At 68.1% G+C, this 23,607-nt stretch carries 21 protein-coding genes and 1 tRNA gene; 4 read left to right on the top strand and 18 right to left on the bottom strand.

Annotated features, from left to right (window positions below; translation table 11 throughout):
- Window positions 1-2: 2 nt before the first annotated feature.
- From lpxD to rpsB, 11 genes are all read right to left on the bottom strand, one after another.
- The gene (gene lpxD, locus AC1DTW_RS10960; RefSeq protein ID WP_477981118.1) at window positions 3-1,085 is read right to left on the bottom strand and encodes a UDP-3-O-(3-hydroxymyristoyl)glucosamine N-acyltransferase; all 1,083 of its coding nucleotides are present in this window, start codon (window positions 1,083-1,085) and stop codon (window positions 3-5) included.
- A gap of 7 nt (window positions 1,086-1,092) precedes the next feature.
- On the bottom strand, window positions 1,093-1,629 hold the full coding sequence (locus tag AC1DTW_RS10955; protein WP_477981117.1) for an OmpH/Skp family outer membrane protein: 537 nt from the start codon (window positions 1,627-1,629) through the stop codon (window positions 1,093-1,095).
- Window positions 1,629-3,929, bottom strand: coding sequence for an outer membrane protein assembly factor BamA (gene bamA, locus AC1DTW_RS10950; RefSeq protein WP_477981116.1), 2,301 nt, complete (start codon window positions 3,927-3,929; stop codon window positions 1,629-1,631). Before bamA ends, AC1DTW_RS10955 begins: the two co-directional genes overlap by 1 nt.
- An 8-nt stretch (window positions 3,930-3,937) precedes the next feature.
- Complete coding sequence (gene rseP, locus AC1DTW_RS10945) at window positions 3,938-5,308, bottom strand: RIP metalloprotease RseP (protein ID WP_477981310.1); 1,371 nt, start codon at window positions 5,306-5,308, stop codon at window positions 3,938-3,940.
- A 2-nt stretch (window positions 5,309-5,310) separates the two neighbouring features.
- Complete coding sequence (gene ispC / locus AC1DTW_RS10940; protein ID WP_477981115.1) at window positions 5,311-6,516, bottom strand: 1-deoxy-D-xylulose-5-phosphate reductoisomerase; 1,206 nt, start codon at window positions 6,514-6,516, stop codon at window positions 5,311-5,313.
- Window positions 6,513-7,346: a phosphatidate cytidylyltransferase gene (locus AC1DTW_RS10935; RefSeq protein WP_477981114.1), complete on the bottom strand. Its 834-nt coding sequence runs from the start codon at window positions 7,344-7,346 to the stop codon at window positions 6,513-6,515. Before AC1DTW_RS10935 ends, ispC begins: the two co-directional genes overlap by 4 nt.
- A 108-nt stretch (window positions 7,347-7,454) precedes the next feature.
- Window positions 7,455-8,186: a polyprenyl diphosphate synthase gene (uppS, locus tag AC1DTW_RS10930; RefSeq protein ID WP_477981113.1), complete on the bottom strand. Its 732-nt coding sequence runs from the start codon at window positions 8,184-8,186 to the stop codon at window positions 7,455-7,457.
- Between the two features lie 2 nt (window positions 8,187-8,188).
- On the bottom strand, window positions 8,189-8,749 hold the full coding sequence (gene frr, locus AC1DTW_RS10925; RefSeq protein ID WP_477981112.1) for a ribosome recycling factor: 561 nt from the start codon (window positions 8,747-8,749) through the stop codon (window positions 8,189-8,191).
- Window positions 8,750-8,784: 35 nt separating this feature from the next.
- Window positions 8,785-9,495, bottom strand: coding sequence for a UMP kinase (gene pyrH, locus AC1DTW_RS10920; RefSeq protein ID WP_477981111.1), 711 nt, complete (start codon window positions 9,493-9,495; stop codon window positions 8,785-8,787).
- Window positions 9,496-9,618: 123 nt separating this feature from the next.
- Window positions 9,619-10,536, bottom strand: coding sequence for a translation elongation factor Ts (tsf, locus tag AC1DTW_RS10915; RefSeq protein WP_477981110.1), 918 nt, complete (start codon window positions 10,534-10,536; stop codon window positions 9,619-9,621).
- Between the two features lie 94 nt (window positions 10,537-10,630).
- Window positions 10,631-11,377: a 30S ribosomal protein S2 gene (gene rpsB / locus AC1DTW_RS10910; RefSeq protein WP_477981109.1), complete on the bottom strand. Its 747-nt coding sequence runs from the start codon at window positions 11,375-11,377 to the stop codon at window positions 10,631-10,633.
- 177 nt (window positions 11,378-11,554) lie between these two features.
- Here rpsB and AC1DTW_RS10905 point away from each other — a divergent pair, with 177 nt between their 5' ends.
- From AC1DTW_RS10905 to AC1DTW_RS10895, 3 genes are read left to right on the top strand one after another with little or no spacing between them, the layout of a single operon-like run.
- Window positions 11,555-12,880 carry an amidase gene (locus tag AC1DTW_RS10905; RefSeq protein WP_477981108.1) on the top strand — a complete coding sequence of 442 codons (1,326 nt, stop codon included), beginning with the start codon at window positions 11,555-11,557 and terminating at the stop codon, window positions 12,878-12,880.
- On the top strand, window positions 12,877-14,226 hold the full coding sequence (locus tag AC1DTW_RS10900) for an FAD-dependent oxidoreductase (RefSeq protein ID WP_477981107.1): 1,350 nt from the start codon (window positions 12,877-12,879) through the stop codon (window positions 14,224-14,226). The genes AC1DTW_RS10905 and AC1DTW_RS10900 overlap by 4 nt, the downstream gene beginning before the upstream one ends.
- 5 nt (window positions 14,227-14,231) lie before the next feature.
- Window positions 14,232-15,722 carry an NAD(P)H-hydrate dehydratase gene (locus tag AC1DTW_RS10895; RefSeq protein WP_477981106.1) on the top strand — a complete coding sequence of 497 codons (1,491 nt, stop codon included), beginning with the start codon at window positions 14,232-14,234 and terminating at the stop codon, window positions 15,720-15,722.
- A 25-nt stretch (window positions 15,723-15,747) separates the two neighbouring features.
- Here AC1DTW_RS10895 and AC1DTW_RS10890 read toward each other — a convergent pair whose 3' ends face one another.
- Both AC1DTW_RS10890 and rnr read right to left on the bottom strand, forming a co-directional pair.
- Window positions 15,748-16,656, bottom strand: coding sequence for an SDR family NAD(P)-dependent oxidoreductase (locus AC1DTW_RS10890; RefSeq protein ID WP_477981105.1), 909 nt, complete (start codon window positions 16,654-16,656; stop codon window positions 15,748-15,750).
- A gap of 90 nt (window positions 16,657-16,746) precedes the next feature.
- Window positions 16,747-19,020, bottom strand: a complete 2,274-nt coding sequence (rnr, locus tag AC1DTW_RS10885; protein ID WP_477981104.1) for a ribonuclease R — start codon at window positions 19,018-19,020, stop codon at window positions 16,747-16,749.
- A gap of 40 nt (window positions 19,021-19,060) precedes the next feature.
- Between rnr and AC1DTW_RS10880 the strand changes: the two genes are divergently transcribed.
- Window positions 19,061-19,145: transfer RNA gene (locus tag AC1DTW_RS10880), tRNA-Leu, on the top strand.
- Window positions 19,146-19,224: 79 nt separating this feature from the next.
- On the opposite strand, the gene AC1DTW_RS10875 is transcribed toward AC1DTW_RS10880, so the two are convergent.
- From AC1DTW_RS10875 to hflC, 5 genes are all read right to left on the bottom strand, one after another.
- Window positions 19,225-19,746 (bottom strand): phosphoribosyltransferase, encoded by a 522-nt coding sequence (locus AC1DTW_RS10875; protein ID WP_477981103.1) that lies wholly within the window; start codon window positions 19,744-19,746, stop codon window positions 19,225-19,227.
- A gap of 83 nt (window positions 19,747-19,829) precedes the next feature.
- Entirely contained in the window at window positions 19,830-21,182 is a 1,353-nt protein-coding gene (locus AC1DTW_RS10870) for an adenylosuccinate synthase (protein ID WP_477981102.1), read from the bottom strand.
- 50 nt (window positions 21,183-21,232) lie between these two features.
- Window positions 21,233-22,402 carry an ATP phosphoribosyltransferase regulatory subunit gene (locus tag AC1DTW_RS10865; RefSeq protein ID WP_477981101.1) on the bottom strand — a complete coding sequence of 390 codons (1,170 nt, stop codon included), beginning with the start codon at window positions 22,400-22,402 and terminating at the stop codon, window positions 21,233-21,235.
- A gap of 64 nt (window positions 22,403-22,466) precedes the next feature.
- Window positions 22,467-22,676, bottom strand: a complete 210-nt coding sequence (locus AC1DTW_RS10860) for a DUF2065 domain-containing protein (RefSeq protein WP_477981100.1) — start codon at window positions 22,674-22,676, stop codon at window positions 22,467-22,469.
- 4 nt (window positions 22,677-22,680) lie between these two features.
- Window positions 22,681-23,580, bottom strand: coding sequence for a protease modulator HflC (gene hflC / locus AC1DTW_RS10855; RefSeq protein ID WP_477981099.1), 900 nt, complete (start codon window positions 23,578-23,580; stop codon window positions 22,681-22,683).
- Window positions 23,581-23,607: the final 27 nt, after the last annotated feature.

The raw sequence follows: 23,607 nt of genomic DNA, 5'->3' as shown, positions 1-23,607 counted from the left end.
GCTCATGGTGTGCCCGTGTCGTTCTTGTCTGAGGCCGCCCTGCCCGAGGCTTCCAGCGCCTTCACGCGCTCGCGCAAGCGATAGAGGTTGCGCAGCGTTGCGGCGTTCTTTTCCCAGGCGGCATTGTCGTCGATGGGGAACACGCCGGTGTAGTGGCCCGGCTTCTTGATCGAGTGGCTGACCAACGTGCCGCCCGAGATGTGCACGTGGTCGGCGATCTCGAGGTGGCCGGCGATCATGCCGGCGCCGCCGATCGTCACGTGCTTGCCGATGATCGCGCTGCCCGCGATGCCGACGCAGCCGGCCAGCGCCGAATGGTCGCCGATGCGCACGTTGTGGCCGACCTGGATCAGGTTGTCCAGCTTGACGCCGTTGCCGATCACGGTGTCGCCCAGCGCGCCGCGGTCGATGCAGGTGTTCGCGCCGATGTCGACATCGTCGCCGATCAGCACCGCGCCGAGCTGCTCGATCTTCTCCCAGCGGCCTTCGGTCGGCGCGAAGCCGAAGCCGTCGGCACCGATCACCGCGCCGCCGTGGATCATGCCGCGCGCGCCGATCACGCAGCGCTCGTTGAAGGTCACTCGCGCGGCGAAGCGCGTGCCGGCGCCGATGCGCGCGCCGCGGCCGACGAAGCCGTGCGCGCCGATCACGACGCCTTCACCGATGACCGCATCGGCCTCGATCACCGCCAGCGCGCCGATCGACGCACTGGCCGCGATGCGCGCCGACGGATCGACGGCCGCGCTCGGGTGGATGCCTGCGGGCGCCGGCGCGCGGGTGCGCGCCGCCCACCACTGGGTGAGCTTCGCGAAGTACAGGTACGGGTCAGGCGTGACGATCGCCGCGCCGCGCAGCAACGCGGTGTCGCGCAGTGCCGGGCCGACGATCACGCAGCCGGCGCTCGATACCGCGAGCAGCGGCTCGAGCCGCGCGTTCGCAACGAAGGTGATGGTCGAAGGCGTCGCGCCTTCGAACGGGCCGATGCGGTCGATGCGCGCGCCGGCGACGGCCGCCGCGCCGCCGATCAGTTCGCCGCCGAGCGCGGCGACGAGTTCGTGCAGACCGACACCGGCGACATCAGCCACACCGAGATCACTTCCCGCCTTGCGCGTTCAGCGCCTTGATCACCTTGTCGGTGATGTCGACGCGGGCGCTCGCGAAGACCACGACATCGCCCTGCAGGATCAGGTCGAACTTCTCGGTGTCGTAGATCTGCTTGACGACCTTGTTCGCACGCTCGACGACCGAGGCGAGCTCTTCGTTCTTGCGCTGGTTCAGGTCTTCCTGGAACTCGCGGCGCTTGCGCTGCAGTTCGCGGTCCTGTTCGACGAGATCGCGCTGGCGCCGGTTGCGCTCCGCCTCGCTGAGCGTGGGCGCATCCTTGTCGAGCTTGTCGGCCGCGGCCTTCAGCTTGGTCGCGGCGTCTTCGCCTTCCTTCTGGCGCTTCGAGAACTCGGTCTCGAGGCGGGTCTGCGCCGCCTTCGCCAGCGTCGCCTCGCGCAGCACGCGATCGCTGTTGACGAAGCCGATCTTCACTTCCTGGGCGTGCACGACGGCCGTCGCCACGAGCGTCAGCGCGGCAAGCGCAGCGAAGCGCGCGACACCGGCCTTGAGAGAAGAGCTTTTCATTAGAACGCTGTCCCGATCTGGAATTGAAGACGCTGAATTCTATCTTCTGGCTTCTTGCGAATCGGCGTGCCGTAGCTCAGCTTCAGCGGGCCGACCGGCGAGACCCAGGTCAGGCCCAGGCCGGCCGAGGCGCGCAGGCTGTCGGCGGTCAGCTTGTCGTTTTCGCCCCAGACATTGCCGACGTCGACATACGTGAACCAGCGCAAGGTGCGGTCGTTGCCGGTGCCGGGGATCGGGAGGTACAGCTCGCTGTTCATGTTGAACTTGCGGTTGCCGCCGATGTAGGCGCCCGTCACGTCGACCGGGCCGAGCGAGTTCTGGTCGAAGCCGCGCACGCTGCCCAGGCCGCCGCCGAAGAAGTTCTTGAAGATCGGATACGGGTGACCGCCCAGTCCCTTGCCCCAGGACAGATCGGCGTTGAAGCCGAACGTGAAGCGCTTCGACAGCGGCAGGTACTGCTGGAACTTCGCGTTCGTGCGCAGGTACTTGGCCTCGCCGGTCAGGCCCCAGTCGAAGTTCAGGCTCGTCAGGCGGCCGGCCGTCGGCACCAGCGCGCTGTCGCGGCTGTCGCGCGACCAACCGATCGTCAGCGGCACCGAGTTGCTGCTCGCGCCGAACTCGGTCACGTAGTTGCGGTAGTTGACCGGCAGGTTCGATCCCTCGATCTTGGTCTGCTCGAAGCCGATGCCGAAGAACACCGTGTCGTACTCGCTGAACGGCACGCCGAAACGGATCGAGGCGCCCGGCGTGACGAGCTTGTACTCCTCGCCCTGGCTGTTGATCGGACGCTGCGTGCGGTAGAACACATCGACATAGCGCGAGATGCCGTCGACCGTGAAGTACGGGTCGATGGTGCTGACCACCAGCGTGCGGCTGTACTTGCTCGTGTTCAGCTCGACCCCGAGGTAGTTGCCCGAGCCGAACACGTTCTCCTGCTTGATCGAGCCCGAGAGCGAAAGCTTGTCGGCTGACGAGAAGCCGGCGCCGATCTGCAGGTTGCCGGTCTGCTTCTCCTTGATCGTGATCGTCAGGTCGACCTGGTCGGCGGTGCCCGGCACTTCGTTGGTGTCGACGTTGACCTCGCTGAAGAAGCCGAGCCGGTCGACACGGTCGCGCGAGAGCTTGATCTTGCGGCCGTCGTACCAGCTCGATTCGAACTGGCGGAACTCGCGGCGGATCACCTCGTCGCGCGTCTTGGTGTTGCCGGCAACATTGATGCGACGGATGTAGACACGGCGCGAAGGCTCGGCGGTGATCGTCAGCGCGACGGTGCCGTTCGCGCGATCGATCTCGGGGCGCGCCTCGACCTTCGCGAACGCGTAGCCGAAGGTGCCGAAGCGGTCGCTGATCAGGCGCGTCGTCTGCGTGACGGTCTCGGCGCGATACGGTTCGCCCGGCTTGATCTGCACGAGGGTCTTGAAGTCGTCTTCCTTGCCGAGGTAGTCGCCCTCGAGCTTGACGCCGGTCACCGTGTAGGGCTGGCCCTCTTTCACGTTGATCGTGATCGTGATGTCCTGCTTGTCGGGGGAGATCGCGACCTGGGTCGACTCGACATTGAACTCGAGGTAGCCGCGGTTCAGGTAGTAGGCGCGCAGCGTTTCCAGATCGGCATCGAGCTTGGCGCGCGAATAGCGATCCGCCTTCGTGTAGAAGTTGAGCCAGCCGCCGGCGTTCAGGTCGAACAGGCCGACCAGGGTGCTCTCCGAGAACGCCTGGTTGCCGGTGATCCGGATCTCGCTGATCTTCGCGGGCGCACCTTCGGTGACCGTGAAGCTGAGGTTCACGCGGTTGCGTTCCTGCGGCGTCACGGTCGTCACGACTTCGGCGCCGTACAGGCTGCGCGTCAGGTACTGGCGCTTCAGCTCCTGCTCGGCGCGGTCGGCCAATGCACGATCGAAGGGCTGGCCGTCGCTGATGCCGAAGTCGCGCAGCGCCTTGGTCAGCTGGTCCTTGTCGAACTCCTTCAGGCCGACGAAGTCGATGTTCGCGATCACCGGCCGCTCTTCGACGATCACGACGACGACCGTGCCGTCGATGTCGATGCGCACATCCTTGTAGAGGCCGGTCGCGAACAGCGCGCGCAGCGCGGCGGCGCCCTTCTCATCGGTGTAGGTCTCGCCGATGCGAAACGGCAGCGACGCGAACACGGTGCCGGCGTCGCTGCGTTGCAGGCCCTCGACCCGGATGTCCTTGACCGCAAACGGCTCGACCGCCCATGCCGAACCGGCCTGGAGGGCCGCGGCCAGTGTGATGCAAACGAGGGTGGGGCGAAACAGGGTCGAGCGGGAGGAGGATCGCATGCGGTCGGTCATTGCAGGCCCAGGAGGCGGGCCACATCGTTGTAGAGAGCCAGGGACATCATCATGAGCATGATGGCCACCCCGCCACGCTGCAGCCGGTCAAGCCACAACTCGGAGACCGGCTTGCCCGTCACACCCTCGAAAAGATAATACATCAGGTGTCCTCCATCGAGGACCGGCAGCGGCAGCAGGTTGAGCACGCCGAGGCCGATGCTGACGACCGCCAGGACATTCAGATAGTCGGCGAGCCCGAGCCGCATCGACTGGCCCGCCACATCGGCGATCGTCAGCGGCCCGCTGAGGTTCTTCAGCGAGGCCTGGCCGATCAGCATCTTGCCGAGCAGCTTCAAAGTCAGCGTCGACATCTGCCAGGTCTGCGTGACCGCATTCGACAAGCCCTCGAACACGCCGTAGCGCACATTCGCCATCTCGGGTGGCTGACCCGGCGCAACGCCGATCCGGCCGACCTGCTGGCTGCCGTCGTTGACGATCGCCGGCGTCACCCCGAGTTCCAGCGTCTGGCCGCCGCGCTCGATGTGCCACTGCATCGTCTTCGCGACGCCGCTGCGGCCGCTGCTGCGGATCGCGTCGCGCACCGCGAAGGCATCGGCCATCGCGACCCCGTCGATGCTGAGCACGCGGTCACCGCTGCGCAGCCCGGCATGCGCGGCCGGCTCGCCGGCCTTCACTTCGCCGAGTACCGGTTCGCTGAACGGGTAGCCCAGGCCGATGCGCTGCATCAGCTTCGCGTCGACCTCGCTGGTGCCCAGCGTGTCGAGGGCGAGCGAGACGCTGCGCCGCGCATGGCCCGCGCGATCGGTCACCATCAGCTGCAGCGGCGCACCGCGTACCACGGCCTGCGTCACTTCCCAGCGCAGGTCCCCCATCGAGCGGACCTCGTGCCACTCGACGCCGTCGCTCGACCACTCGCGCGCCCAGTCGCCGCTGCGCAGCCCGGCGCGCTCGGCCAGGCTTGCGGCGACCGGCGGGCCCATCACAGCCTTCGGCTCGTCGATGCCGATCCAGTGCGCGGCGGCGTACAGCAGCACCGCGAGCAGCAGGTTGGCCACCGGCCCGGCCGCGACGATCGCGGCGCGCTGCAACAGCGGCTTGCGGTTGAAGCTGCGGCTGAGTTCGTCGGGCGCGACCGGCGCCTCGCGCTCGTCGAGCATCTTCACGTAGCCGCCGAGCGGTATCGCGCAGACGACGAACTCGGTGCTCTCGGGCGTGGCCTGGCGGCGCCACAGCACCCGGCCGAAACCGACCGAGAAGCGCAGCACCTTCACGCCGCAGGCGACCGCGACGCGGTAGTGCCCGTACTCGTGGATCACGACCAGCACGCCGATCGTCAGCAGAAATGCCGGAATGTTCGAGAGCAAGTTCATCGTGCGAGGCCTTTCACGAACTGCAGCGCCTGGCGGCGCGCGCGCCGGTCGATCTCGAGCAGCGCCGGCAGCGAATCGCTGCCCGCCGAGCGCACATCCACGTGTTCGAGCGCGTGGGCGATCACGCTGTGAATCTGGTCGAAGCGGATGGTTCCGGCCAGGAACGCCGCGACCGCGGCTTCGTTCGACGCATTCAGCACCGTCGTGCTGCCCTCGGGCGCACGCAGCGTCTCCCACGCGAGTGCGAGGCCCGGATAGCGCTCGAAATCGGGGGCCTCGAAGGTCAGCGCCGACAGCGTCGTGAAGTCGAGCTGGCTGGCGCCGGACTCGATGCGCTCGGGGAACGACAGGCCGTACGCGATCGGCACCCGCATGTCGGGCGTACCGAGCTGCGCGAGCACCGAGTTGTCGCGGCACACGACCATCGAATGCACGATCTGCTGTGGATGGATCACGACGCGAATCTGCTGCGGCTCGAGCTCGAACAGCCAGCGCGCCTCGATCACCTCGAGCGCCTTGTTCATCATCGTCGCCGAGTCGACCGAGATCTTCCGGCCCATCGCAAAGTTGGGATGCGCGCAGGCTTCGTCGGGCGTGATGGTCGACATCGACGCCGGGTCGCGCTGGCGGAACGGGCCGCCGGAGGAGGTCAGCAGGATGTGGTCGATGCGCCGCGCCCAGCCAGCGCGATCTTCGGGCAGGCACTGGAAGATCGCGGAGTGCTCGCTGTCGATCGGCAGCAAGGTCGCACCGCCCGCATGCACCGCGTCCATGAACAGCGCGCCGCCGACCACGAGCGCTTCCTTGTTCGCCAGCAGCAGCCGCTTGCCGGCGCGCGCGGCGGCCAGGCACGGCGCGAGGCCGGCGGCGCCGACGATCGCCGCCATCACCGCGTCGACCTCCGGGTGCGCCGCGAGATCGCACAGCGCCTGCGCGCCGGCGAGCACTTCGGTCGCGATGGCGTGTGCCGCGAGCCGCGCGCGCAGATCGGCGGCCTGCGCCGCTTCCGGCAGGACGGCGAAGCGCGGCCGCCATTGCAGGCACTGCTGGAACAGCACGTCGATGCGGCTGTGAGCGGTGAGCGCGAAGACCTCGAAGCGATCCGGATGCCGCGCGATCACGTCGAGTGTGCTCGTGCCGACCGAACCGGTCGCGCCGAGAATGCAGACGCGCTGAAGCGTCACCGAGCCTGCCGTGTTCATACCGTGATCAATGCCATCGCGATCGGCAGCACGGGCAGCAGTGCATCGACCCGGTCGAGCACGCCGCCGTGGCCGGGCAGCAGCGTGCTGCTGTCCTTCGCGCCGGCCGCGCGCTTGACCAGCGACTCGAACAGATCGCCGACCACGCTCATGGCCGCGAGAAACACGACGACCAGCACCAGCCCGGCGACGCCGAAACGGCCGTAGAGGCGCAGGTACAGGCTCAGCGAATCCATCCGGAACATCGTATCGAGCCAGAGCCAGAACGCCGCCAGCGCGAGCGCGCCCAGCATGCCGCTCCAGACGCCTTCCCAGCTCTTGCCGGGGCTGATCCCGGGCGCGAGCTTGCGTCGGCCGAAGCGCTTGCCGCCAAAGTAGGCTGCGATGTCGGCGGCCCAGACGAGGCAGAGCAGTGACAGGATGAAATTGACGCCGACGGTCTTCGCCGTCGCGAGCGCGAGCCACGCCGTCCAGAGCAGCAGCACGCCGATTGCGCAGCGCACGACGACCGGTACCGCCGGCCAGCCTGTCGGCCCGCCGCGCAGCACGAACGCGCCCCCCAGCACCCAGGCCAGCATCGCGGACCACCAGACGGCACGCGGCGGCGCATCGCTCCAGCCGGCCCACAGGCCGGCCGCGCACATCGCCGCGAGCAGAACCCCCCATGCGATCGCGGCGGCGCCGGCACCGTTGAGCCGGCCCCACTCCCAGCCGGCGGCGGCGATCAGCGCGAGCGACAGCAGCGCGAACGGCCAGGCCGCATTCGCGAACAAGGCCGGCAGCAGGATCGCGATCAGGAGGAGCGCGGTGATGACCCGCTGCTTGAGCATGTCAGGCTGCCCGACGGGTCGCCCAGGGCCACGCAGGGGCCCCTGCGTGGCCTTTGGCGGCCTGCGCGCCCTCGGTGGGCCGCGAACACAGTGAGCTCGGGGGCACCATCAGCTCGGCTTGGCGCTTTCGACCGCGCCGAAGCGTCGATCGCGACGCGCATATTCGGCGAGCGCGGCGTCGAGTTCGGCATCGCCGAACTCTGGCCACAGGCAGTCGCTGAAGAACAGCTCGGCGTACGCCGCCTGCCACAGCAGAAAGTTGCTGATGCGCACTTCGCCGCCGGTGCGGATGAACAGGTCCGGGTCAGGGGCATGGCTCAGCGCCATGTACCTGTTCAGCGCGGCCTCGTCGAGGTCTTCCGGCGCGATGCCGGCGGCGATCGCCTGGCGGCAGGCCTGCACGATGTCCCAACGGCCGCCGTAGTTGAAGGCCACCGACAGCGTGATGCGCGTGTTGTTCCGGGTACTCGCCTCGGCCTGTTCCCAGGCCTGGCGCAGTTTGTCGGAGACCTGGGTGCGATCGCCAACGATGCGGATGCGCACGCCCTTGTCGGCGAGCTTGCCGAGGTATTTCGCGACCGCGACCAGCACCAGCCCCATCAGCCCCGAAACCTCTTCGGTCGGCCGCTTCCAGTTCTCGGACGAGAACGCGAACACCGTCACGTACTCGATGCCGCGGTCGGCGCAGCTCAGCACCGTGCGCACCAGCGCATCGACGCCCTGCTTGTGGCCGAAAAAGCGCGGCATAAAGCGCTTCTTGGCCCAGCGGCCATTGCCATCCATCACGATGGCGACGTGCCGTGGCACCGCGCGAATATCGGGAGCGGGAACAGCGCTCAAGTTCAAACCGCCATGATCTCGGCTTCCTTGCCGGTCACCAGGCGATCGATCTCGGCGATCGTCCGGTCGGTGAGTTTCTGCAGATCGTCGAGCGAGCGACGTTCTTCGTCCTCGCTGATCTCCTTGTCCTTCATCAGCTTCTTCGCGTGCTCGTTGGCATCGCGCCGCAGGTTGCGCACCGCGATCCTCGCGTCTTCGCCGGCGTTGCGCACGACCTTGGTCAGCTCCTTGCGACGCTCTTCGGTCAACGCCGGCATCGGCACGCGCAGCAGATCGCCTTGCGTCGCCGGGTTCAGCCCGAGATCGGACTCGCGAATCGCCTTCTCGATCTTCGCGCCCATGCCCTTTTCCCAGGGCTGCACGCTGATCGTGCGCGCGTCGAGCAGGCTGACGTTGGCGACCTGGCTGATCGGCACCATCGAGCCGTAGTAATCGACCTGCACCTGATCGAGGATGCCCGGGTGCGCACGCCCGGTGCGAATCTTGTGCAGTTCGTTCTTGAACGCCTCGATGGACTTCGCCATCTTCTGCTCGGCGGTCTTCTTGATCTCGGCAATGCTCATGACAACACCTCTTCAATCAAACTGGATCGGCGGCCTCAGACGCGAACCAGCGTGCCCTCGTCCTCGCCCAGCATGACGCGCCGCAGCGCGCCGGGCTTGAAGATGCTGAACACGCGGATCGGGAGCTTCTGGTCGCGGCACAGCGCGAACGCGGTCGCGTCGAGCACCTGCAGGTTCTTCGTGATGGCCTCGTCGAACGTGAGTTCGGAGTAGCGCGTGGCGCTCGGGTCCTTCTTCGGATCGGCGGTGTAGACGCCGTCGACCTTGGTCGCCTTCAGCACGATCTGCGCGCCGATCTCGGCGCCGCGCAGCGCGGCGGCGGTGTCGGTCGTGAAGAACGGGTTGCCGGTGCCGGCGGCGAAGATCACGACCTTGCCTTCCTCGAGGTACTGCAGCGCCTTCGGCCGAACGTAAGGCTCGACGACCTGCTCGATGCCGATCGCCGACATCACGCGCGCCGTCATGCCCTCCTGGCGCATCGTGTCGGCGAGCGCGAGCGCATTCATCACGGTCGCGAGCATGCCCATGTAATCGGCGGTCGCTCGGTCCATGCCGACGGCGCCGCCGGCCACGCCGCGAAAGATGTTGCCGCCACCGATCACGACCGCAACCTCGCAACCCAGCTGCGTGACTTCCTGGATCTCACGCACCATGCGCACGATGGTGGCCCGGTTGATGCCGTAGGCGTCGTCGCCCATCAGGGCCTCGCCGGAGAGTTTCAGCAGGATGCGCTTGTAGGCGGCCATGGGTCGGGCTCCCGATCGTGGTGGTGGTGCTTGTGGCACGGTTGGCGCGAAGTCTAAGTCTTAAAGCCTCGAAAGTCGGCGCCCGCCCCCGTGCGGCGGGCCGCCGGTCGGAGCTGCGAACGATCAGGCGCTCTTCGCTGCCGCCACCTGGGCAGCGACCTCGGCCGCGAAGTCGTCGACCTTCTTCTCGATGCCTTCGCCGACGACGTACAAAGTAAAGCCCTTCACGGTCGTCGCGCGTTCCTTGAGCATCTGCTCGACGGTCTGCTTGTCGTTCTTCACGAAGGCCTGGTTGAACAGGCTCACTTCCTTCAGGAACTTGGCGACCGAACCGTCGATGCGTTTCGCGACGATCTCGGCCGACTGCGGGTTCTTGCCTTCGGCCTTGGCCTTCTCGGCATCCTCGGCTGCCTTCTGGGTCGCGACCGAACGCTCGGTCTCGATCAGCTTCGCGGGCACATCCGACGACTGCAGCGCGACCGGCTTCATCGCCGCGACGTGCATCGCCACGTCCTTCGCGGCGACCTCGTCGCCCTCGTACTCGACCATCACGCCGATGCGCGTGCCGTGCAGGTAGCTCGCCAGCTTCGCGCCTTCATAGCGCTTGAAGCGGCGGATCGACATGTTCTCGCCGATCGTGCCGATCAGGCCCTTGCGCACGTCTTCCAGGGTCGGGCCGTAGCCGTCCTGCGCGTACGGCAGCGCCGACAGCGCGGCAACGTCGGCCGGATTCTTCCCGGCGACGAGGCGGGCGCACGCGTTGGCCATCGCGAGGAACATGTCGTTCTTCGAGGTGAAGTCGGTCTCGCAGTTCACCTCGACCAGTGCACCGGCGCTACCGACGACGGCCGAGACGATCACGCCTTCGGCCGTGATGCGCGACGCGGCCTTGCCTGCCTTGCTGCCGAGCTTGACGCGCAGCAACTCTTCGGCGCGTTCCATGTTGCCTTCGGCCTCGGTCAGCGCCTTCTTGCATTCCATCATCGGCGCGTCGGTCTTGGCGCGCAGCTCGCCAACCATGCTTGCAGTGATTGCAGCCATCTTCATAACTCCTTGTGTTCAGGTGAAGAAAAGGGGCCATCGGCCCCTTTCTCTCAGTGCCCGGCGCTCGCGTTCGCGAGCCGGGCTCGGGGCATCAGGCGCCTTCGCTGACTTCGACGAATTCGTCACCCTCGGCGGCGGCGGCCTGGACGACTTCGTTCGTCGCATTCGCCTTGCCTTCGAGCACCGCGTCGGCCACAGCCCGCGCGTACAGCGCGACGGCCTTGGACGAGTCGTCGTTGCCCGGAATCACGTAGTCGATGCCTTCCGGCGAATGGTTCGAGTCGACGATGCCGATGATCGGAATGCCGAGCTTCTTGGCTTCGAGGATCGCGATCTTGTGGTACCCCACGTCGATCACGAACATCGCATCGGGCAGCGCGTTCATGTCCTGAATGCCGCCGATGTCCTTCTCGAGCTTGATCAGGTCGCGCTGGAACATCAGCGCTTCCTTCTTGATGCGGATCTCGGTGCCGGCCTCGACCTGCGCCTTCATGTCCTTCAGTTTCTTCAGCGAACCCTTGACGGTCTTGAAGTTGGTCATCATGCCGCCGAGCCAGCGCTGGTCGACGAAGGGCATGCCGGCGCGCTGTGCTTCCTGCTTGATCACTTCGCGGGCCTGGCGTTTCGTGCCGATCATCAGGATCGTGCCGCGCTTCGCGGCGATGCCGCGCACGAACTTCATCGCATCGTTGAAGAGCGGCTGCGTCTTCTCGAGGTTGATGATGTGAATCTTGTTGCGATGGCCGTAGATGTACGGGGCCATCTTGGGGTTCCAGAAGCGGGTCTGGTGCCCGAAGTGGACACCGGCTTCCAGCATTTCACGCATGGTGACAGTCATGAGGACTCCAAAGGTTGGTTCTAGAATCCGGCTCGAATCGCGACGACTTGTTTCCTGCATCAAACCCTGCAAGAAGACTGATCGTCGCAACACCTTTCAACAGCCGGTTCGCGATTTGCTTGTTCGAGGTGCGGCACCGCGCCGCTCCCAGCCAAGCCGATCGATTATAGCATCGCCATGACACCTGACCTGACCGGCCTGCGCGAGCGCACCAGCGCGAGCGCCCTGCTCGACGATTGCATCGAGGCCGCGCGCTCCGAAGCCAACCGCCACACCTTCCTGCACACCTCGTTCGACAGCGCGAGGGTGTGCGCCCGTGCCATCGATGCGCTGCGCGACGCGGGTGCGGCGGTGCCCGCGCTGGGCGGCCTCGCGATCAGCGTCAAGGATCTGTTCGACGTGCAGGGCGAGGTCACGACGGCCGGCTCGACGGTGCTCGCGAAGAACGCGCCGGCCGCCGCCGACTGCCCGGCTGTCGCGCGCCTGCGCCGCGCCGGGGCCGCGCTGATAGCCCGGACCAACATGTCGGAGTTCGCGTTCTCCGGTGTCGGCATCAACCCGCACCACGGCACGCCGGCCAACGCGGCCACGGCGGCGCTCGACCCGCAGCCGCGCATTCCCGGTGGATCGACGTCCGGCGGCGCCGTCTCTGTCGCGACCGGCGCCGCATGGGCGGCGCTCGGCTCGGACACCGGCGGCTCGATCCGCATCCCGGCAGCGCTGCAAGGGCTGGTCGGCTTCAAGAACACCGCGCGCCTGACGCCGACCGACGGCGCGATCCCGCTGTCGACGACGCTCGACACCGTCTGCGCGATCACGCGCTCGGTGCCCGATGCGGTGCTGGTGCATGAGGTGCTTGCCGATCGCCGTGTCCCCCTGACCGGCCGAGCGTCCAGTACGCTGCGCCTGGCGGTGCCGACGACGCTCATGCTCGACACACTGGACGACACCGTTCATCGCGCGTTCGACCGTGCGCTCGCGGTGCTGCGCGCGGCCGGCGCGCAGATCGACGAGATCGCCCTGCCCGCGCTGGCCGACGTTCCTGCGAGCTTTTCGCCGCCGGAGGCCTGGGCCTGGCACCGGCACCTGCTGGCGCAGCACCAGGCCGAGTACGACCCGCGCGTCGCACAGCGCATCCGCCGTGGCGAGGCGATGTCTGCCGCCGACTACATCGACCTGCTGCATGCCCGCCGCGCCTGGATCGCGCGGATGGAATCCGCCATCGTCGGCTACGACGCGATGCTCGGCCCGACCGTCCCGATCGTCGCGCCGCCGATCGCGCCGCTGCTCGCGAGCGACGAGGCCTTCTTCGCGACCAATGCGCTGCTGCTGCGCAATCCGGCGATCGTCAACATGCTCGATGGCTGCGCGCTCTCGCTGCCATGTCACGCTCGCGGCGAGTTGCCGGTCGGCCTGATGGTCTGGGGCGCCGCGTTGCGCGACGACGCGGTGCTCGACGCCTCACTGGCGATCGAAGCGGCGCTGAGCGGCGTCACGGCATGAAGGTCGCCGTGATCGGTGCCGGGGTCATCGGCGTGACCACCGCATGGGAACTCGCGGCCGACGGCCATGAGGTGACCGTGTTCGAGCGCCGCGGCAGTGTCGCGGGCGAGACGAGCTTCGCCAACGCCGGCGTCGTCGCACCGGGCTATGTCACGCCGTGGGCCGCGCCCGGCATGCCGGCCAAGGTGCTCAGCCTGTTGATGAGCCGGCATGCACCGGTGCGCGTTCACGCCCGCCTCGGCGCCGGCGAGATTGCCTGGATGTGGCGCTGGTGGCGCGCCTGCAAGCTGCGCACGTACCAGGCGAATCGCCTGCGCATGCAGCGCCTCGCGTACTTCAGCCGCGGCCGACTGCGCGAGCTCACGCGCGCGCTGAAGCTCGACTACGAGCGCAGCGATGGCTACCTCGTGCTGCTGCGCAGCGCGAAAGACCTGGCGCTCGTGCAGCCCGGCCTTGCCTCGCTGACTGAATTGAACACGCGCTTCGAGATTCTCGATGCCGCGCAATGCCGCGTCGTCGAGCCCGGGCTGAGCACCGAGACCGCGCTGCACGGTGGTGTCTACCTGCCCGACGACGAGGTCGGCAACTGCCGGCAGTTCTCGATGCTGCTGCGCGGCGAGGCACAGCGCGCGGGCGTGCGCTTTCGCTTCCACACGCAGGTGCAGAAGATCCTCGCTGGCGGCGCGCCGCAACTCGTCCACATGCACGCGCCGCCCGAGGAGCCGACGGTGTTGATGAACGTCGCGTCCGACAGCGGGCCGGACGATGCGCAGGACACCGAGCCGATGGCGTTGCTGCCGATCACCGAAAGCTTCGACGCCGTCGTCGTCTGTGCGGCGCTCGCCTCCGGCGCGTTGCTGCGCCCGCTCGGGCTGAAGCTGCCGATGCAGGCGGTCTACGGCTACTCGATCACTGCCCCGCTGCGTCGCGCCGACGCGCATGGCGACACCGGGCCGCGTTCGGCACTGATGGACGAGCGCTACAAGGTCGCGATCAGCCGCATGGGTGCGCGACTGCGTGTCGCCGGCAGTGCCGAGATCGGCGGCGCATCCGAGCGGCACGATCCGCGCGCGGTCGAGACACTCTACAAGGTGCTGCACGACTGGTTCCCCGGCAGCGCGCGGCTGAGCCAGGCGCAGGTCTGGAAGGGCGCGCGCCCGATGCTGCCCGACGGCCCGCCGCTGCTCGGCCGCAGCGGCATCGACGGCGTCTGGCTGAATCTCGGCCACGGCTCGAGCGGCTGGGCGCTGGCCTGCGGATCAGCGCGGCTGCTGGCCGACGCGATCGCGGGGCGCACGCCCGCGATCGACATCGAAGGCCTGGGCATCGAGCGCCTGCAGGCCTGAACACGATGCGCCCGGTGCTGCCGATCACCGACGAGCTCGCGTTGTTCGACGCCGCGCAGACCCGCGTGATCGAGCGGCGCGCCACGGCTTCACTGCCGCCGCACACGCTGATGCACCGTGCCGGCGACGCGGTCGCGCGGCTCGCGCTCGCGCTCGCACCGCACGCGCAGCGCTTCTGGGTCGCCGCCGGGCCTGGCAACAACGGTGGCGACGGCCTCGAGGCGGCCGCACGGCTGCGCGCGTTGGGCAAGGACGTCGAGGTCTCGCTGATCGGCGATCCGGCGGCATTGCCCGCGGATGCGGCAGACGCGCTTGCGCGTGCGCGCGCCGCCGGCGTGACGATCGGCACGGTGCCGACGCCGGCCGGCGGGCCGCAGTTCGCGATCGATGCGCTGCTCGGCGTCGGCGCGAGCCGCGCGCCCGTCGGGGCGCTCGCCGACTGCATCCGCGCACTGAACGGGCTGTGCTGCCCGGTGCTGGCGATCGATTTGCCGTCGGGTCTGGATGCCGGCACGGGTCAAGCGCTCGGTGCCGATGCCGTGATCGCCTCGCACACGCTGGCGCTGCTGACGCTGAAGCCGGGTCTGTTCACCGCCGCGGGCCGCGACCACGCGGGCGCGACATGGCTGGAGGATCTCGGCGTCGCTTCGTCGGCGCATGCACCCTCCGCCTGGTTGTCGGGCAACGGTGGCATCGCGCCACGTCGTCATGCGCAACACAAGGGCAGCTTCGGCGATGTCGCCGTCATCGGCGGCGCACCGGGGATGGTCGGCGCCGCACTGCTTGCGGCGCGCGCGGCGCACGCGGCCGGCGCGGGCCGGGTCTATGTCGAACTGCTCGATCGCTCACCCGCGGCCCTGCACCTCGACCCGGCGCGCCCCGAGCTGATGTTCCGCCGCGACTGGGCGCGCGGCGCCGCCGACACCGTGGTCGGCAGCACCGTGGTCTGCGGCTGCGGCGGCGGCGATGCGGTGCGCACCCCGCTGCCGCGCCTGCTGAGCCTGGCGCGCCGGCTGGTGCTCGATGCCGACGCGCTGAACGCGCTGGCTGCCGACGCCGCGTTGGCCGCCCTGCTGCAGGCGCGCGCCGCACGCGGTCACGCGACGGTGCTGACGCCGCATCCGCTCGAAGCCGCGCGCCTGCTCGCGTGCACGACCGCCGAAGTGCAGGCCGACCGCCTGCGCGCCGCGCAGATGCTGGCCGACCGCTTTGGCTGCGTCGTCGTGCTGAAGGGCTCAGGCAGCGTGATTGCCGCACCTGGCGAGACGGCGCGCATCAATGCCACCGGCAATGCCGCGCTCGCGAGCGCCGGCACCGGTGACGTGCTCGCCGGGTGGCTCGCCGGTCGCTGGGCGCAGTGCGCCGCCGGCGACGAAGCGGCGGCCGCGTTCGGCGTCGCCCGGCAAGCAGTCGCGGAGCATGGCGCCGCGGCCGAACCTCAACCCTCGGGCGCGCTGCGCGCCGGCGATCTGATCGAACGCCTGTACGCGCGTTAGCGCGGGTCTCGTTGGCGTCGCCGGCTCACGCCAGCGCGCGCATCGCCTTGCCGATCTCGATCGTGCCCTGCGCGTTGCCGCTCTCGGGCACCGCTTCGCCGTCGCGATCCGACAGCGCCGCGAAGTTGGCGGCGACCTGCTCGGCCGCATCGTCGGGCAGGCCGACGAACACGCCTTGGGTCAGGGTGACATGCGCGCGCTCGAACGCGCCGGCGCCGGCACACAGGATCGCCCGTGTCGGCGCGTCTTCGGCGACCAGCGCGAGCAAGCCCGGCGTCACCGCTTCGGCTTGCAGCAGCTTCAGCACGGCCTCGGGCATCACGTTCTCAGTCATGCGCGTCGCCGCGGTCGGCGCGAGGCAGTTGACGCGGATGTCGTTCTTCGCGCCCTCGATCGACAGCGTCTGCATCAGTCCGACCAGCGCCATCTTCGCGGCGCCGTAGTTCGACTGGCCGAAGTTGCCGTACAGGCCGCTCGACGATGTCGTCATCACGATGCGGCCGTAGTTCTGCGCGCGCATCAGGTCCCACACCGCCTTGCAGCAGTTCACGGCACCCATCAGATGCACCTCGACGACGAGGCGGAAGTCGTCGAGCGCCATCTTCGTGAAGCTCTTGTCGCGCAGGATGCCGGCGTTGTTGACGAGGATGTCGACCCGGCCCCAGCGCGCCATCGTCGCGTCGACCATCGCCTGCACCGCGGCGGCGTCGGTCACCGACGCGCCGTTGGCGATCGCCTCGCCGCCGGCCGCGTGGATCTCGTCGACGACGCGTTGCGCCGCCGTTGCCGTGCCGCCATTGCCATCGAGCGAGCCGCCGAGATCGTTGACCACGACCTTCGCGCCTCGCGCGGACAGCGCCAGCGCATGTTGCCGGCCCAGGCCGCCGCCGGCGCCGGTCACGATGGCCACGCGGCCGTCAAATCGAATCGTCATCTGTCTCCTTCTCCTTCTTCGTTCGGGATGCCTGGCGTGCGCAGTGCGTCGACGCCGCGCTGGTGCGGGTGAGCGCCGGTCGGCGCCGCTTCAACGCCGGGCTTGCGACTTGCCGCCGGCAGCGCGCCCGCCGGACTTGCGCGCGGCCGACTTCGCCGCGCGCACCGGGTGTGTCGCCCCACTGCCGCCGCGTGCCTTCTGCGCCTTCTTCGTCGCGGCCTTGACCGCGCGATCGGTCTCTTTCACCGCGGCCAATTCACCGGCTGCCGTGGCGTTCGCCTTGTCGCGCCGCGCGCGCAGCAGGCCCGCGTCGTCCTCGCCTTCGCGGACCATGCGGAAGTCGATCTTGCGGCCGTCGAGATCGACGCGGCTGACCTGCACGCGCACCCGCGAGCCGACCACATAGCGCACGCCGCTGCGCTCGCCGCGCAGTTCCTGTCGAACTTCGTCGAACCGGTAGTACTCGCCACCGAGTTCGGTGATGTGCACCAGCCCTTCGACATAGAGGCCATCGAGCTGCACGAACAGGCCGAAGCTCGCGACCGCGCTGACGGTGCCGCCATACTCCTCGCCGAGGTGCTCGCGCATGTAGCGGCACTTGAGCCAGGCCTCGACGTCGCGCGAGGCCTCGTCGGCACGGCGCTCGTTGACGCTGCAATGCACGCCGGCGACTTCCCACTTCTCTTCTTCGGCGGTCGCGGTGCGCACCGGCTTGGTCGTCTTGCGGTTGCTCGGCGCCGGGTTGCTCGCGCCGGTCACGAGGTGGTAGCGCTTGCCGCCGAGCAGCGCCTTGATCACGCGGTGCACGAGCAGATCGGGATAGCGCCGGATCGGGCTCGTGAAGTGCGTGTAGGCCTCGTACGCGAGGCCGAAGTGGCCGGCGTTGATGCCCGTGTAGATCGCCTGCTGCATCGAGCGCAGCAGCATCGTGTGGATCTGCATCGCGTCGGGCCGGTCCTTCGTGGCCGCGGCGATGGCCTGGAACTCGCCCGGCTTCGGATCGTCGCTGATCGACAGGCCCAGACCGAGCGCGCGCAGGTAGTTCTGCAGCAGCACCCGCTTCTCCGGGGTCGGCCCCTCGTGCACGCGGAACAGCGACGGGTGCTTCGAGAGCTCGATGAAATCGGCCGAGCACACGTTGGCCGCGAGCATCGCCTCTTCGATCAGCTTGTGCGCCTCGGTGCGGGTGCGCGGCACGATCTTCTCGATGCGGCCGTTCTCGTCGCAGACGATCTGCGTCTCGGTGGTCTCGAAGTCGATCGCACCGCGCTTGGTGCGCTCGCGCAGCAAGGCTCGATAGACCTCGTGCAAGTTCAGCAGGTCGGGCACCAGATCCTTGCGTTTCGCGGCTTCGGGGCCGCGTGTGTTCGCGAGGATCGCGGCGACTTCGTTGTACGTGAAGCGCGCGTGCGAGCAGATGATCGCGGGATAGAACTGGTACGCGTGGATCTCGCCACTGGCGGTGATCAGCATGTCGCAGACCATCGCGAGCCGGTCTTCGTACGGGTTCAGCGAGCACAGCCCGTTGCTGAGCTTTTCGGGCAGCATCGGAATCACGCGCCGCGGGAAGTAGACCGAGGTCGCGCGCTCGTAGGCGTCGTCGTCGATCGGCTCGCCGGGCTTCACGTAATGGCTCACGTCAGCGATCGCGACGATCAGCCGCCAGCCGTTCGGCGTTGTCTTGGCGCGGCCGACGCGCTTGCCAACGACGGCCGGCTCGCAGTACACCGCGTCGTCGAAGTCGCGCGCGTCCTCGCCGTCGATCGTGACCAGCGCGACGTCGGTCAGGTCGATGCGGCCCTTGCGGTCGATCGGCCGGATCTTGTCGGGCAGGCTCGCGGCCTGCGCCAGCGTCTCGGGCGAGAACTGGTGCGGCACCTCGTACTTGCGCACCGCGATCTCGATCTCCATGCCGGGATCGTCGATCTCGCCGAGCACCTCGGTGACGCGGCCGACCGGCTGCGAGTACATCGACGGCGACTCGGTCAGTTCGATCGCGACGACCTGCCCCGCGCTCGCATTCGCGATCGCGTTCTTCGGGATCAGGATGTCCTGTCCGTAGCGCTTGTCTTCGGGGGCGACCAGCCAGACGCCGCTTTCGTGCAGCAGGCGGCCGATGATCGGCGCGCGCCGCCGCTCGAGAATCTCGAGCACGCGGCCCTCGGGCCGACCCTTGCGGTCGTAGCGCACGATGCGCGCCTTGACGCGATCGCGATGCAGCACCGCGCGCATCTCCTGCTGCGACAGGTACAGATCGGCCTGACGGTCGTCGCGCACGACGAAGCCGTGCCCATCACGGTGCCCTTGCACCGTGCCTTCCACTTCGGCCATCAGTTCGGTGCCGATCGGGTTTGAATTCTTCAATGTGTTTGTTTTGATGATATAGTCCAAGACTTCCTGAAATGCCCAGGTGGCGGAATTGGTAGACGCACTAGTTTCAGGTACTAGCGGGTAACTCCGTGGGGGTTCGAGTCCCTTCCTGGGCACCAAGAATAAGTGAAAGGTCAGCACGCGAGTGCTGGCCTTTTTGCTTTGTGCTTCTGTTTTTCGTTCGGTTCAAATCGCGGTTCAAATCACGAACTTCTTCGCCAGCGCGTCGGGCCGCATGTCGTCGTACTCCTCGAACGGCTGGTGAATCCACGGGCTCGTCGGCAGCAGCTCGACGTAATAGTCGGGCGTGTAGGTCGAGACGCCCTTGGTCCAGATCACCGCCGAACGCAGTTCGCTGATCGACGGCATACCGCGCAGCCGATCGACGACCGCGCGCAGCGTCACGCCGGAGTCCGACAGGTCGTCGACCAGCAGCACGCGGCCGGCCAGCTCGCCCTTCGGCATCGTGATGTACTTCGCCAGATCCAGCCGGCCCTGGATCGTGCCCGCCTCGGCGCGGTACGAACTCGTCGACATGATCGCGAGCGGCTTGTCGAACACGCGCGAGATCACGTCGCCGGGGCGCATGCCACCGCGCGCCAGGCACAGGATCTGGTCGAACTCCCAACCCGAACCGGCGATCTTCAATGCCAGCCGTTCGATGAGCATGTGGTATTCGTCCCAGCTCACGTACAGGTGTTTGCCATCGTCGGTCAGCATGCAGAACCCTTCAAGATCGGTGCGGTTGTCGAGGTGAATCCGAGGTGAATCGTGTGCCTGCGCCAAGCATAGCGAGGCGGCGCTCAGCCCTTGTACGGATGGCGCAACAGGATCGTGTGCTCGCGGTCGGGGCCGGTCGAGACCATGTCGATCGGCGCGCCGATCAGGCTCTGCACGCGTTCGAGGTAGCGGCGCGCGTTGCGCGGCAGCTTGTCCCATTCGGTGACGCCGAAGGTGCTGTCGGTCCAGCCTTCGAAGGTGTCGTAGATGGGCACGCAGGCGACGATGTCGTCGGCGTCGAGCGGCAGGATGTCGATGCGCCGGCCGTGCAGCTCGTAGCCGACGCAGACCTTGATCTCGGGCAGGCCGTCGAGCACATCGAGCTTCGTGATGCACAGGCCCGAGATGCCGTTGATGATGACCGAGCGCTTCAGCAGCGCGGCGTCGAGCCAGCCGCAGCGGCGTGGCCGGCCCGTGACGGTGCCGCGCTCCTGACCGACAGTCGAGAGGTGGTGGCCGACCGTGCCGGGCACGTCCATTGGCAGCTCGGTCGGGAACGGGCCGCTGCCGACGCGCGTCGTGTAGGCCTTGGTGATGCCCAGGATGTAGTGCAGCAGGTCGGGCCCGACGCCGGCGCCGGCCGCTGCGTTGCCGGCGACGCAGTTGCTCGAGGTAACGTACGGGTAGGTGCCGTGGTCGATGTCGAGCAGCGTGCCCTGCGCGCCTTCGAACAGGATGTTGGCGCCGTCGCGATTGGCGTTGTGCAGGATGTAGCCGACGTCGGCGAGCATCGGCTTGAGCTGCTCGGCGACGCGCATCGCGTGCTCGAAGATCGGCTGGTACTCGAGCGCCTTCGACTGCAGGTAGCCGGCGAGCGCGAAGTTGTGCAGCTCGAGAAGCTCGCGCAGCTTCTTCGCGAAACGCTCCGGATGCTTCAGATCCTGCGCGCGCAGCGCGCGGCGCGCGACCTTGTCTTCGTAGGCCGGGCCGATGCCCTTGCCGGTCGTGCCGATCTTGCCGGCGCCGCTCTGCTCGCGCAGCGCCTCGCGCGCCTTGTCGACCTCGACGTGAAACGGCAGGATCAGCGGGCACGACTCGCTGATGAAGAGCCGTGAGCGCACTTCGACACCGATCGCTTCGAGGCGTTCGATCTCGCTGAGCAGGTGCGTCGGATCGACGACCACGCCGTTGCCGATGTAGCAGGCCACGCCGTCGCGCATGATGCCCGACGGAATCAGCTGCAGAGCGGTCTTCACCCCCTTGATCACCAGCGTGTGGCCGGCGTTGTGGCCACCCTGGAAACGCACGACGGCTTGCGCGTGATCGGTCAGCCAGTCGACAACCTTGCCCTTGCCTTCGTCGCCCCACTGGGTGCCGACGACGACGACGTTGTGCCCGGCCGCTTTCGCGTCGGCGCGTGTGTTCAATGCTTGCATGTCAGATCGTCCAATGCTGAAAATTCGCGGGGCAGCGGGCGGCGCGGCGCTCAAAGCGGCCGCACGGTCCACGCGCCGTTCGCCAGCACGAGTTCGCGGTCGCAGGCGAACTCCTGTGCTTCGTGCTCGTGGCCGGGCAACACCCGCGCCACCGTTTCGCCCTGCTCGCGCAGGCTGCGCACCTTCGCGCGCAAGGCCGCGTCTTCGGCCCAGGGCGCGCGGATCGCGGCGTGCAACGGCTGCGCCGGCGCGATCGCCGCGAGTCCCTTGAGGTCGAGACTGAAGCCGACCGCCGCCCGGTTGCGCCCGAAGGCCGCACCGACCTCGTCGTAGCGGCCGCCGCGCGCGACCGCATCGGGCGAGCCGGCGACGAACGCAGCGAAGCGCACTCCGCTGTAGTAGCCGTTGCCGCCGATGTCCGCGAGGTCGAAGCCGACGCTCACCTCGGGGTGCGCCTGCTCGACGCGTTGCGCCAGCCACTGCAGGTCGTCGAGTGCGGCCTGCACGAGCGGGCGCGGCGGCAGCTCGCGCCGCGCGATGTCGAGAATCTCGGCGCCGCCGTAGAGCGTCACGAGCGTCTGCAATGCCCCCCGCGCTTCGTCCGGATAGCCGCGCGACAAGACGCGCAGCGCGGCCGCGTCCTTGGCCGCGAGCGCCGCGTAGACCTCGCCGAGCTCTTCGGTGCCGGCGACCACGCCGGCGAGCAGGCCGCGCACGATGCGGGCATCGCCGAGGTCGAGCGTCGCGCCCGCGAGGCCGGCGCTGCGCAGGCAGTCGAGCGCCAGATCCTGAACTTCCAGATCGGCCTCGAGCCCGCCGTGGCCGTAGATCTCGGCGCCGAACTGCAGCGGCTCACGTGTCGCATGCAAGCCCTCGGGACGCGCGTGCAGCACCGGCCCGCAGTAGCAAAGGCGCGCGACGCCGCTGCGGTTCAGCAGGTGCGCATCGATGCGCGCGACCTGCAGCGTGCTGTCCGAACGCAGGCCCAGCGTGCGGCCGCTGAGCTGGTCGACGAGCTTGAAGGTCTTCAGGTCGAGCGTGTGACCGGCCCCGGCCCCCGACAGCAGCGACTCGATGTGCTCCAGCAGCGGCGGCATCACGAGCTCGCAACCGTAGCTGCGGGCGACGTCGATCAAGCCGCGGCGAAGTTCCTCGATGTGCCGTGCCTGCGCGGGCAGCACATCGGCAATGTGCTCGGGCAGCAGCCAAGCAGATGACATGTGAAAACGCCGGGGGGTTAAAAACGAGATTGTACCGGCGTGCTCCGTCGCGGCCGTCGCCCGCTCACGACAGGAAGATGTACAGCAGAGCCAGGCCCGCAAGCATGCTCGAGAGGCCGACGAAGCGCAGTTGCCCATCGCTCATCCGCATTGCCCGTTCGAACACCGCGCGCCACTTGAGCGGGCTGATGAAGGGCAGCATGCCTTCGATCACCAGCATCAGCGCGAACGCGCCGAGCAGCAGCTCCCAGAAATCCGGCGCCGAAGCAGCCACCGGGCTACTTCTTCTTCGCGGCGCCCGCCGGCGTGCCGGGGCCACCGCTGCGCATGGCCTGGAAGAACTCGCTGGTCGGGTCGACGACCATCACGTCGGACTTGGTGCGAAAGCTCGAGCGATAGGCCTCGAGGCTGCGATAGAACTTCGCGAACTGCGGATCGCGCCCGAATGCTTCGGCAAAGATCGCCGAGGCCTTCGCGTCGCCTTCGCCCTTGAGCTTCTGTGCATCGCGGAACGCTTCGGCGACGATCACCGCGCGCTGGCGATCGGCGTCGGCCTTGATCTTCTCGCCCTCGGCGCCGCCGGTCGCGCGCAACTGGTTCGCGACCTGCTTGCGCTCCGACGCCATGCGGCTGTAGATCGAATCGGTGATGTTGGCGACGAAGTCGACGCGCTTGATGCGCACGTCCTGGATCTCGATGCCGAAGGACTTGGCCTCGTCGCTGAGCCGGCCACGCACGTCCTGCATGACCTTGTCGCGCCCGCTGGACAGCACTTCGCCGACGGTGCGCTTGGTCACCTCTTCGTTGAACGCCGCGTGCACGATCGGGCTCAGGCGCGTCTCGAGGCTGCGCATGTCGGAGCCGTTGTTCAGGATGAACTGGCGCGGCTCGGTGATGCGCCACTTGACGAGCCAATCGATCACCAGGCTCTTCTTCTCGGCGGTGAAGATGGGCCTCGTCTCGGGGCTGTCCATGGTCTGGATGCGGCGGTCCAGGAAGATCACGTTCTGGAACGGCGGCGGCAGCTTGAAGTGCAGGCCCGGTTCGGTGATCACTTCCTTGATTTCGCCGAGCGCGTAGACGACGGCCAGCTGGCGCTGGTCGACCACGAACAGCGTCGAGGCAAGCAGCATCAGCGCCACCAGCAGGCCGCCGACGATCAGGACAATGCGATTCATCTTGTTGTTCTCCTCAGGGCCGTCGCT

It is taken from the genome of Rhizobacter sp. P5_A1 (assembly GCF_056400745.1).
Note: the sequence above shows the minus strand (reverse complement) of the source record. Positions and strands in the feature narration are given on the sequence as shown.